An 11,805-nucleotide genomic window follows, 5' to 3' on the forward strand; every position below is an offset into this window, starting at 1 on the left:
AATGGAGCCGGTTTTTAAGCCTGGCTCAAAACCTTGTAGGAGCGAGCCTTCTCGCGATGGAGTGTCAGTCGACATCGGTGCAGCTGACACACCATCGCGAGCAGGCTCGCTCCTATAGTTGTTTCGGGAAACCTTCGAATGAAACGTCTGCTCGGCGCCTGCGCCCTCCTCTCGCTGCTCGCCGGTTGTGCCAGCAACGACACCGTCGATCCGCAGGGTTACGACAAAACCGGCATTGCCTCGTATTACGGCGCCAAACACCAAGGCAAACGCACCGCCAGTGGCGAGCGTTTCGACAAGAATTCCATGACCGCCGCCCACCGCCAGCTACCCTTTGGTACACGGGTGAAAGTCACCAACCTCAATAACGACAAATCCTGCGTGGTGCGCATCAATGATCGCGGGCCGCACACCCGTGGCCGCCTGATCGACCTGTCCCACGAAGCGGCCGCCCGCCTGGGCATGCTCGGTAGCGGTACTGCGCGCGTGCGCGTCCAGGCCCTCGACGACTGACCGATGGAGCCCCGACCATTTTCGGATTAGCCGATATACCCCTGATCAGCGTGATCGAGCTGCTCAGCGGATTGTTCCTGCTGATTATCGGCGCCGAATTGATGGTGCGCGCCGCCGTGCGCATTGCCGCGCGATTGCACATACGACCGCTGATCATCGGCCTGACCATCGTCGCCCTCGGCAGTAGCGCCCCGCAAATGGCGGTCAGCCTGCAAGCGACCCTGGCACACAACGCCGACATCGCCGTCGGCAGCGTCATCGGCGGCAGCATTTTCAACATCCTCGTCACCCTCGGCTTGTCCGCGCTGATCATTCCCTTGCGGGTGTCGCGGCAACTGGTGCGCCTGGACATTCCGTTGATGATCGGTGCCAGCCTGCTGGTGTTCGTCCTCGCCTGGAACGAAGAACTGACCCGTGTCGATGGCGTGTTGTTGCTGACGGCACTGGCGGTTTACCTGGGGTTGTTGCTGCGCCAGTCACGGCATTCCGCGCGTCCGCTATCGAGCCATGGCCACCACGCGCAATCGCCCTGGTTCACCAGCCTGCTGATGATCGTTGCCGGGCTGGCGATGTTGGTGTATGCCGGGCACTTGCTCTTGGGCGCGGCCGTCGCCGTGGCCACTGACCTTGGGCTGTCGGAACGCATCATCGGCCTGACCATCGTCGCCGTCGGTACCTCGCTGCCAGAACTCGCCACCTCCTTGATTGCAGCCCTGCGCGGTGAACGCGATATCGCCGTGGGCAACGTGATCGGCAGCAACCTGTTCAATCTCCTGGGTGTGCTCGGCTTTACCGCGCTGGTGGCGCCATCGCCACTGTCGGTGTCGCCCAACGCGCTGGATTTCGACCTGCCGGTGATGCTCGGTGTCGCCGCGTTGTGCCTGCCGGTGTTCTACTCCGGCTACCGCGTGACCCGCGCCGAAGGCTTGCTGTTTCTGGGTTTGTACGTGGCCTATGGGTTGCACATGGTGTCGTTCACCACCGGCATGCCGCTGGCCGGCAAGCTCGAACACGTGATGCTGTTTTTTGTCCTGCCACCGCTGCTGGCGTTTTTGCTGTTCACGTCGCTGCGCGCCTGGCGTCGCCAACACCATAAGAGGGAAGTGCCATGACCGAGAATAAAAAACCCGGCGTTGAAGTTCGTCGCCAAGTGATGGGCGATGCCTTTGTCGACCGCGCATTGGGCAACGCCACCGAGTTCACCCAGCCGTTGCAGGCGTTCGTCAACGAGCACGCCTGGGGCGCCGTGTGGAATCGCGAAGGCCTGCCACTGAAAACCCGCAGCCTGATCACCCTCGCCGCACTGACCGCGCTCAAGTGCCCGCAGGAATTGAAAGGTCATGTACGCGGTGCGCTGAACAACGGCTGCACGGTCGATGAGATTCGCGAGGCGCTGCTGCATTGCGCGGTGTATGCCGGCGTGCCGGCGGCGATCGATGCGTTTCGGGCGGCGCAGGAAGTGATCGACACTTACCAGAAGCCTGAGTGACTGATCAGACGCTTTCGCGAGCAGGCTCGCTCCTACAGGTAGATGCATTTCGAATGTAGGAGCGAGCCTGCTCGCGATGAGGCCCGACGGGGCACCACAACCCCAGAGGTCAGATCCACCCGCCCCACTGCAAAAAGAAGATCCCGATGTTGGTGGTGATCGCCGCCATCAGCGTGGTGATCACAATGATCGCCGCCGCCAGTTCATGATTACCCTCAGCCTGTCGCGCCATGACGAAACTGGCCGCCGCCGTCGGACTGCCGAAGTACAGGAACAGAATCCCCAGTTCAGCTCCGCGAAAGCCCCACAGCCACGCGCCCAGCGTCGCCAGCACCGGCAGGCCGATCATCTTCACCAGGCTGGAACTGAGCGCCATGCTGCCGCTTTTGCGCAGCGCTGCCAGCGACAGCGTACCGCCGATGCAAATCAGCGCCAGCGGCAAGGTGGTTTGCGCCAGGTACTGGCCAGAGGTCTCCAGCCAGCCCGGCAAGCCGATCTTGAAATAAGCGAACGGCGCCGCCGCAATCACGCTGATGATCAGCGGGTTGCTGAATACGCTTTTGCAGATGCTCCACGGATCGGACTTGATCACCGGGCTGTACACCGCCAGGACGATGGTCGACAGCGTGTTGTAGAACAGGATCACCAGCGCCGCGAGGATCGCCCCGAGGGAAATCCCGTAGTCGCCGTACATGCTGGCCGCCAGTGCCAGGCCGATCACCCCGTTGTTACCGCGAAAGGCGCCCTGGGTGTAGATCCCACGGTCTGCCCGCGGGCACTTGAAGATCGCCCAGCCCCAGGCGATGGCAAAACACACCAGCGTCGCTACAGAGAAGTAGATCAGCAGCGCCGGCTGCAACGCCGCGTGCAGGTCGGCATGCAGGATGCCCAGGAACAGCAGCGCCGGCATGGTGACGTTGAACACCAGGGCCGAGGCCGTGTGAATGAAGTTGTCGTTGATCCAGTCGATGCGCTTGAGCAACACCCCCAGAAATAGCATGGCAAACACCGGCGCGGTGATGTTCAGGGTTTCGAGGAAAATTGCCAGCATGCCGGGAGGACCTTGGGGGTGGGCGTCGTTAGGGGGCTAATGATAAGCCACTGGACACTTTGGCGCCTGCTGGATCGCCTTGGCTGGCAAGCCAGCTCCTACAAGGGATTGCGCTTAACCTGTAGGAGCTGGCTTGCCAGCGAAGAACGATAACGCGGCCTCAGGTGATGGGCGCCGGGTTGAATAGGGTGATGTCGTTGTGCAGCTTGTGCTGCTCGGCCCACGTCTGTTTCTTGCCGCTGGCCACGTCCAGGTAGTAGTGGAACAACTCCCAGCCCAACTCCTCGATCGAAGCACGCCCGGTAGCAATGCGCCCGGCGTCGATGTCGATCAGGTCCGGCCAGCGCTGCGCCAGTTCGGTCCGGGTCGAGACCTTCACCACCGGCGCCATGGCCAAACCATAAGGCGTGCCGCGACCGGTGGTGAACACATGCAGGTTCATCCCCGCCGCCAGCTGCAAGGTGCCGCAGACAAAGTCACTGGCCGGGGTCGCGCAGAAGATCAGGCCTTTGCGCTTGAAGCGCTCGCCAGGGCCGAGCACGCCATTGATCGCGCTGCTGCCAGACTTGACGATCGAGCCCAACGACTTCTCGACAATGTTCGACAACCCGCCCTTCTTGTTGCCCGGCGTGGTGTTGGCGCTGCGGTCCGCTTCGCCCTTGGCCAGGTATCGGTCGTACCAGTCCATTTCGCGCACCAGTTCCTGGGCGACGTCTTGGTTTTCCGCTCGGGAGGTCAGCAGGTAAATGGCATCGCGCACTTCGGTGACTTCGGAAAACATCACCGTCGCACCGGCCCGCAGCAACAGGTCCGAGGCATAACCGAGCGCCGGGTTAGCGGTAATGCCGGAGAACGCATCGCTGCCGCCGCATTGCATGCCAAGGATCAGTTCGGACGCCGGCACGGTTTCCCGGCGACGCTGATCGAGCTTCTTCAGGCGAGTTTCGGCCAGCGCCATGATCTGCTCGATCATCTCGGTAAAACCGTGGCTGGAGTCCTGCAAGCGATACAACCAGGGCTCGCTCAAATCCACCGAACTGTCGTTCTCGTGCATCACCTGCCCGGCCTGCAATTTCTCGCAGCCCAGGCTGATCACCAGCGCTTCGCCACCCAGGTTCGGGTTGCGCGCCAGGTTGCGCACGGTGCGGATCGGGATGTACGCGTCGGTGGCGGTGATGGCGACGCCACAGCCGTAGCTGTGGGTCAGCGCCACCACGTCATCGACGTGCGGGTACTTGGGCAGCAACTCATCCTTGATGCGCTTGACCGCGTGGTCGAGCACGCCGGTCACGCATTGCACGGTGGTGGTGATGCCGAGAATGTTGCGCGTACCGACGGTGCCGTCGGCGTTGCGATAACCCTCGAAGGTGAAGCCTTCCAGCGGTGCTTGCGCGGCTGGCACGTCGGTGGACAACGGCAGGCTGTCCAGCGGTGGCGCGGTCGGCATGCGCAGTTGATCTTCCTTGACCCAGCTGCCACGGGGAATCGGCTGCAAGGCGTAGCCAATGACCTGGCCGTAACGAATCACCTCGCCACCCTCGGGAATGTCTTGCAGGGTGACCTTGTGGCTCTGTGGCACGAAATCCACGGTGACCAGGCCATCGGCGAATTCGGTACCGGCCGGTACGCCCTGATCATTGACCACGACCACTACGTTATCCCGCTCGTTAAGGCGGATGTAGCGCGGCGAGTCGGAATGTTCAATCAACTGCATGACGCCGCTCCTCAGGAATGCGCTTGAGAGTATTTGTTGTTGATTTCAGCACCGCCAACAGGCGGCTCTTTGAGTACCACACGCTTGATCGGACCGACGATCACCAGGTAACTGAACACCGCGACCAGCGCGTTGCAACCGACGAACACCAGCGCCCATTTGAACGAACCGGTGGAACTGATGATGTAGCCGATCACGATCGGCGTGGTGATCGAGGCAATGTTGCCGAACATGTTGAACAGGCCGCCACTCAAACCGGCGATCTGCTTCGGCGAAGTGTCGGACACCACCGCCCAGCCCAGCGCGCCCACGCCTTTGCCGAAGAACGCCAGGGCCATGAAGCCCACGACCATCCATTCGATATCGACATAATTGCAGGCGACGATGCTGCTGGATACCAGCAGGCCGGCAATGATCGGTGCCTTGCGGGCAAACGTCAGCGAGTGGCCCTTGCGCAGCAAGTAGTCGGAAATCACCCCGCCCAACACACCGCCGATGAAACCGCAGATTGCCGGCAAGGACGCGATGAAACCGGCCTTGAGGATGGTCATGCCGCGCTCCTGCACCAGGTACACCGGGAACCAGGTCAGGAAGAAATAGGTGATGGCGTTGATGCAATACTGGCTCAGGTACACGCCGAGCATCATGCGGTTGGTCAGCAACTGGCGGATGTAATCCCATTTCGGGCCATCGACCTTTTTGCCTTTGCCCTGATCCAGGTCGACCATGCCGCCGTTGTCGGCAATGAACTGCACTTCGGCCTCGTTGGCCATCGGGTGTTGACGCGGGCTGTGGATAACCTTCAGCCAGACCAGCGAGAACACAATGCCGAACAGGCCCATGACGATGAACACGTGCTGCCAGCCGAACGTGTAGACGATCCAGCCCATCAGCGGTGCGAACAACACTGTGGCGAAATATTGAGCGGAGTTGAAAATCGCCGATGCGGTGCCGCGTTCAGCGGTGGGGAACCAGGCCGCGACGATACGTGCGTTACCCGGGAAGGAAGGCGCTTCGGCCAGGCCCACCAAAAAGCGCAGCATGAACAGCGCCACGATGGCCGTCGACACGCCAAACTCGCCGACGTAGCCCTGCAGCACGGTGAACAGCGACCAGGTGAAGATGCTCAGTGCGTAGACTTTTTTCGAACCAAAACGGTCGAGCAGCCAGCCACCGGGAATTTGCCCGGCCACGTAGGCCCAACCGAATGCGGAGAAGATGTAGCCGAGGGTGACGGCGTCGATGCCCAGGTCTTTTTGCAGGCTGGAACCGGCAATGGCGATGGTCGCGCGGTCGGCGTAGTTGATCGTGGTCACCAGGAACAGCATGAGCAGGATCAAATAGCGGACGTGAGTCGGCTTGGTCGATGGCATGTAGATGTACTCCCACTGATTATTTTTATGCGGGTAATAACGGTGTACTGCAGGCGCTGGTTTTTTGTGGGAGCCGGGCTTGCCCGCGATGCAGGCACCGTGGTGTGTCAGTCACACCGCGGGGATGCATTCGCTGGCAAGCCAGCAGCCACAGGGGGTGGCGCCTACGGGTGTTACGTTTTACGAACCGATGTAGCTGGTTTTCACCACGGTGTAGAACTCTTGCGCATAGCGACCTTGCTCACGTGATCCATAGGATGAACCTTTACGCCCACCGAACGGAACGTGGTAATCCACACCGGCGGTCGGCAGGTTGACCATCACCATCCCGGCCTGGGAGTGGCGCTTGAAGTGGTTGGCGTATTTGAGCGAGGTGGTGGCAATGCCTGCCGACAGACCGAACTCGGTGTCGTTGGCCATGGTCAGTGCGGCCTCGTAATCGGCTACGCGCACGATGTTGGCCACCGGGCCGAAGATCTCTTCGCGGCTGATGCGCATCGATGCTTCACTGTCGGCAAACAGTGTTGGCGCGAGGAAGTAGCCTTCGGTGTCACAAGTCACCAGGCCACCGCCGCTGACCAGGCGCGCACCTTCGGACTGGCCGATGTCGATGTACTTCATGTCCTGCTCAAGCTGAGCCTGGGACACCACCGGACCGATGTCGGTACCGGCCTTCAACGCGTGGCCGACCTTGATCGACTTCATGCGCTCGGCCATGGCTTCGACGAACCGGTCGTGGATGCCGGCGGTGACGATGAAACGGCTGGAAGCGGTGCAACGCTGGCCAGTGGAGTAGAAAGCGCTCTGTACCGACAGTTCGACCGCTTGCTTGAGGTCGGCGTCGTCGAGAATGATCTGCGGGTTCTTGCCGCCCATTTCCAGTTGGACCTTGGCCTGGCGCGATACGCAATTGATTGCGATCTGACGGCCGACACCCACCGAACCGGTGAAGCTGATGCCGTCGACTTTCGGGCTCTGCACCAGCGCATCGCCAACCACACGACCGCTGCCCATCACCAGGTTGAACACACCGGCCGGGAAGCCTGCGCGAGAGATGATTTCGGCCAGGGCCCAGGCGCAGCCCGGTACCAGGTCCGCAGGTTTCAACACCACGCAGTTGCCGTAGGCCAGGGCCGGGGCAATTTTCCAGGCCGGGATGGCAATCGGGAAGTTCCACGGGGTGATCAGACCGACCACGCCCAAGGCTTCGCGAGTCACTTCGACGTTGACGCCAGGACGCACCGACGGCAGATAGTCGCCGGACAGGCGCAGGCATTCACCGGCGAAGAACTTGAAGATGTTACCGGCGCGGGTCACTTCGCCGATGGCTTCGGGCAGGGTCTTGCCCTCTTCCCGGGCCAGCAGGGTGCCGAGCTCTTCGCGACGGGCGAGGATTTCAGTACCGACTTTATCCAGGGAGTCGTGACGCGCCTGAATGCCGGACGTGGACCAGGCCGGGAATGCGGCGCGGGCGGCGTCGATGGCAGCGTGAACCTGACCCAGGTCAGCCTTGGCGTAGTCGCCGATGGCGTCGGTCAGTTCGGACGGGTTGATGTTGGTCGAATAGTCGCCGCCAGCAACCCACTCGCCGTTGATGTAGTTATCAAAACGCTTTGAATCAGCCACTGAAATCTCTCCTCACGCAAAAAGCCGCCGATCGCTCAGCGGCCTTGGTTTGTCGGGTGTTATTGAGCGCCCTGCTTGTCGATCAGCGCGGCGAGCATTTCGTACTCTTCGCCGGTCAGGTCGGTCAGCGGTGCACGCACGGGACCGGCGTCGTAGCCGGCAATTTTTGCCCCGGCCTTGACGATGCTCACCGCGTAACCGGATTTGCGGTTACGGATGTCCAGGTACGGCAGGAAGAAGTCGTCGATAATCTTGCCAACGGTGGCGTGATCTTCACGGGCGATGGCGTGGTAGAAGTCCATCGCGGTTTTCGGGATGAAGTTGAACACCGCCGAGGAGTAGACCGGCACGCCTAGCGCCTTGTAGGCCGCGGCGTAGACTTCGGCGGTCGGCAGACCACCCAGGTAGCTGAAGCGATCACCGAGGCGGCGACGGATCGACACCATCAACTCGATATCGCCCAGGCCATCCTTGTAGCCGATCAGGTTCGGGCAGCGCTCGGCCAGACGTTCCAGCAGCGGCGCGTTCAGGCGGCAGACGTTGCGGTTGTAGACCACCACGCCGATGTTGACCGATTTGCACACGGCTTCAACGTGGGCGGCAACGCCGTCCTGGCTGGCTTCGGTCAGGTAGTGCGGCAGCAGCAGCAGGCCCTTGGCACCTAGGCGCTCGGCTTCCTGTGCGTATTCGATGGCCTGGCGGGTCGAACCGCCCACGCCGGCCAGGATTGGTACGCTGGAAGCGCAGGTGTCGACGGCAGTCTTGATGATTTCCGAGTATTCGCTGGCCGCCAGGGAGAAGAACTCACCGGTGCCGCCCGCGGCGAACAAAGCCGAGGCGCCGTAGGGGGCCAGCCATTCGAGACGCTTGATGTAGCCCGCGCGATGGAAGTCGCCCTGAGCATTGAAATCGGTGACCGGGAAAGACAGCAGACCGGCAGAAAGGATGGACTTCAGTTCTTGTGGATTCATTATTCGAACACCCTGGGTAGCGACGTTGTGTGAGTAAACGGTTCAGCCTGCGCCGAAGTTGTAGGTCATCGTACAACTTAAAATACAACCGTCAACTGCATTTCATCGCGGCGGGGGGAAATTGTTCGACAGGAATGGGGTGAGCCCCTGGTTTATTGGGCTTTGGCGTGGGAAACGGGTGATGTGACCGCTGGATAAACGGTGTTCAGGAGATACGTTGTCGGAGGAGGACTGAACATTTTTTGGCGTGGCAAGCGTCCTCTTCGCGGGCAAGCCCGCTCCTACAGGGGATGTGCCTCGTACACAAATCAACTGTAGGAGCGGGCTCGCCCGCGAAGGCAATCTGTCACCCCACACAGCATGGCAATCAGAACCCTCAGCCCCGCTGCGCCTCAGCCTCTTCATGCGCATGGCGCAACCGCTCACGGCTGTTGGTCAGGTGCAAACGCATCGCCGCCCGCGCTGCATCGGAATCCTGGCGGGCAATGGCGTCGTAGATTTCTTCGTGCTCACGGCTCAGGCGACTCATGTAGTGCTGCTGATCGTCGTGGGCCAGGCGCGCAGAGTTCAGCCGGGTACGCGGAATGATGCTGGTGCCCAGGTGGGTCATGATGTCGGTGAAGTAGCGGTTGCCGGTGGACAGCGCGATTTCCAGGTGGAAGGCGAAGTCCGAGGCCACGGCATCGCTGGCGTGCGCGGCGCTTTCATTCAAGGCATCGAGGGCCGCGCGCATGGTCGCCAGTTGCTCGGGGCTACGGCGTTGCGCCGCCAGGCCGGCCGATTCCACTTCAAGGCTGATGCGCAGTTCGAGAATGGCCAGCACGTCGCGCAAGGTCACCACGGTCGCCGGGTCGATACGAAAACCGCTCGGGCTCGGCGTATCCAGCACGAAAGTGCCGATGCCGTGGCGGGTTTCCACCTGGCCGGCCGCCTGCAAGCGGGAAATCGCCTCACGCACCACGGTGCGGCTGACCCCGTGGGCATCCATGATCGCCGACTCGGTGGGCAACTTGTCACCACGCTTGAGTTGACCATCGCGGATCTGCTCGGACAGCACCGTCACCAGTTCCTGAGCGAGGCTGCGCCGCTTGCGTGGGAGACGTGGTGCGTCGTTCGGGTTTTCCATGGTGAACATCTGTCTCGAAAATTCGGCTGAAACCGCATAATAGCGCAACGCGGTTGTACGATCACCACACCTCCTGTAGGAGTGAGCCTGCTCGCGATGGCCACGACGCGGTTTGTCTGGAAAACCGCGTAATCGTTCATCGCGAGCAGGCTCACTCCTACAGGATTTGTGGTGTTCAGGCGGTCACGCCCTGGTCCACCAGATGGCCGTTCTCGATGCGAATGTGCCTTGGGTGGAACCGCTTGAGACTGCTGCGATGGCCGACGCTGACAATGCTTAGCCCCGGCAATTCATCGATCAGCGCCTGATACAGCAAGGCCTCGTCTTCTTCGTCCATCGCCGACGTCGCTTCGTCCATGTACAGCCATTGCGGTGAATAAAGCAGCGCACGGGCAAAGGCCAGGCGTTGTTGCTCACCGGGCGAGAGCATGCGCTGCCAGTGATTGGCTTCGTCGAGACGGGCAATCAGGTGCGGCAAACGGCAGGTTTCCAGTACGTGCACGTAGCGCTCAGGCGGGTAGGTATCGCCGGCCTGTGGATAACTGAGCACATCACGCAGGGTGCCAATCGGCAGATAGGGTTTTTGCGGCAGGAACAGGTAACGCGCCGATGGCAAACGAATACTGCCGTGACCCCTAGGCCACAGATGCCCCATCGCCCGCAGCAAGGTCGACTTGCCGCTGCCGGAACGACCGCTGAGCATTACCCGCTCGCCCTCCTCCACGGTCATGTCGGCGTTGGTCAGCAGGTGGCGACCCTCAGCCAGGTCGAGGCCGAGGTTGTGCACTTTCAGGGCCGAGCCCGAATTCTGTACGTCGATGGCCGGCGCGCGCTCTTCGTTGTCACGCATGGCCTGGTGGAAACTCAACAGACGGTCGCACGTGGCGCGCCAGGACGCGAGGCTCTGGTACGCACTGATGAACCAGCTGAAGCTTTCCTGCACATTGCCGAACGCCGAGCTGATCTGCATCAGCTCGCCCAGTTCGATCTTGCCGGCGAGGTAACGCGGCGAGGCGACGATGAACGGGAAGATGATGGCCGCCTGGCTGTAACCGGCAGTGAAGAAGGTCAGGCGCTTGGACACCTTCATGATGTCCCAGAAGTTATGCCAGACCATCCCGAAGCGACTGCTCAAACGGCGATTTTCGTTCGGTTCGCCGTTGTACAACGCGATGCTTTCGGCATTTTCGCGAATCCGCACCATGGAGAAACGCAGGTCGGCTTCGAAGCGTTGTTGTTGGTTGTTCAGGCCGATCAAGCGACGACCGATCAAGTGCGTCAGCCAACTGCCAACCACGGCGTACACCAGCACGCACCAGAACATGTAGCCGGGAATGGTGATGCCGAACACTTCAATGCTGCCCGACACGCCCCACAGAATGATCGAGAACGACACCAGGCTGACAATATTACGCAACAGCCCGATACCCAGTTCGAGGGTGTTGGAAGTGAAGTTATTGAGGTCTTCGGAAATCCGCTGGTCCGGGTTATCGGTGTAGCCACCCTGCTCCAGCTGGTAGTAGTTCTTGTCGGCGAGCCAGCGCGCAAAGTGCTTTTCGGTCAGCCATGCCCGCCAGCGGATGGTCAGCATCTGGGTCAGGTAGAGCCGGTACACCGCACCGACAATCGCCACCGCGGCAATCGCGCAGAAGTACAGGATCAGTTGCCAGAACGCAGCCTCGTCCTTCTTTTGCAGGGCGTTGTAGAAATCCTTGTACCAGGTGTTGAACCATACCGAGATCCCTACGCTGATCAGCGACAGCGCGATCACCGCGATCAACAGGGTCCAGGCCTTGCCCTTCTCTTCACTGCGCCAGTAAGGCGTGATCATCGCCCACACTTTGCGAAAAAACTGCCCGCGCACGGCGTCATTGACCGCGCAGTACTCAGCGTTCTGATTCATGGATAAGGCTCGATAAAGAAAAGAACACGCACGAACCGA

At 61.1% G+C, this 11,805-nt stretch carries 10 protein-coding genes; 3 read left to right on the forward strand and 7 right to left on the reverse strand.

The features are described 5' to 3' along the window. Nucleotides 1-138: 138 nt before the first annotated feature. From J1D76_RS20735 to J1D76_RS20745, 3 genes are read left to right on the forward strand one after another with little or no spacing between them, the layout of a single operon-like run. Nucleotides 139-513, forward strand: coding sequence for a septal ring lytic transglycosylase RlpA family protein (locus J1D76_RS20735; protein ID WP_421140228.1), 375 nt, complete (start codon nucleotides 139-141; stop codon nucleotides 511-513). Between the two features lie 50 nt (nucleotides 514-563). Then, nucleotides 564-1,625 carry a calcium/sodium antiporter gene (locus J1D76_RS20740; RefSeq protein WP_421140230.1) on the forward strand — a complete coding sequence of 354 codons (1,062 nt, stop codon included), beginning with the start codon at nucleotides 564-566 and terminating at the stop codon, nucleotides 1,623-1,625. Then, nucleotides 1,622-2,002, forward strand: a complete 381-nt coding sequence (locus J1D76_RS20745) for a carboxymuconolactone decarboxylase family protein (protein ID WP_421140232.1) — start codon at nucleotides 1,622-1,624, stop codon at nucleotides 2,000-2,002. Before J1D76_RS20740 ends, J1D76_RS20745 begins: the two co-directional genes overlap by 4 nt. A gap of 109 nt (nucleotides 2,003-2,111) precedes the next feature. Here J1D76_RS20745 and J1D76_RS20750 read toward each other — a convergent pair whose 3' ends face one another. The 7 genes from J1D76_RS20750 to J1D76_RS20780 all read right to left on the reverse strand — a co-directional run bounded on the left by J1D76_RS20750 (nucleotide 2,112) and on the right by J1D76_RS20780 (nucleotide 11,766). Beyond that, a complete protein-coding gene (locus tag J1D76_RS20750) occupies nucleotides 2,112-3,053 on the reverse strand; it encodes an AEC family transporter (protein ID WP_421140233.1) in 942 nt (313 codons plus the stop codon). A 160-nt stretch (nucleotides 3,054-3,213) separates the two neighbouring features. Further along, nucleotides 3,214-4,767, reverse strand: a complete 1,554-nt coding sequence (gene garD, locus J1D76_RS20755; protein ID WP_421140234.1) for a galactarate dehydratase — start codon at nucleotides 4,765-4,767, stop codon at nucleotides 3,214-3,216. 11 nt (nucleotides 4,768-4,778) lie between these two features. Then, entirely contained in the window at nucleotides 4,779-6,140 is a 1,362-nt protein-coding gene (locus J1D76_RS20760) for an MFS transporter (protein ID WP_421140235.1), read from the reverse strand. Nucleotides 6,141-6,320: 180 nt separating this feature from the next. Continuing rightward, on the reverse strand, nucleotides 6,321-7,766 hold the full coding sequence (locus J1D76_RS20765; RefSeq protein WP_421140237.1) for an aldehyde dehydrogenase family protein: 1,446 nt from the start codon (nucleotides 7,764-7,766) through the stop codon (nucleotides 6,321-6,323). A 59-nt stretch (nucleotides 7,767-7,825) separates the two neighbouring features. Continuing rightward, a complete protein-coding gene (gene kdgD / locus J1D76_RS20770; RefSeq protein WP_421140238.1) occupies nucleotides 7,826-8,737 on the reverse strand; it encodes a 5-dehydro-4-deoxyglucarate dehydratase in 912 nt (303 codons plus the stop codon). A gap of 376 nt (nucleotides 8,738-9,113) precedes the next feature. Continuing rightward, nucleotides 9,114-9,863, reverse strand: coding sequence for a FadR/GntR family transcriptional regulator (locus tag J1D76_RS20775; protein WP_421140239.1), 750 nt, complete (start codon nucleotides 9,861-9,863; stop codon nucleotides 9,114-9,116). A 175-nt stretch (nucleotides 9,864-10,038) separates the two neighbouring features. Then, nucleotides 10,039-11,766: an ABC transporter ATP-binding protein/permease gene (locus J1D76_RS20780; protein WP_421140240.1), complete on the reverse strand. Its 1,728-nt coding sequence runs from the start codon at nucleotides 11,764-11,766 to the stop codon at nucleotides 10,039-10,041. Nucleotides 11,767-11,805: the final 39 nt, after the last annotated feature.

It is taken from the genome of Pseudomonas sp. NFX15, from assembly GCF_049132105.1.
Lineage (GTDB): Bacteria > Pseudomonadota > Gammaproteobacteria > Pseudomonadales > Pseudomonadaceae > Aquipseudomonas.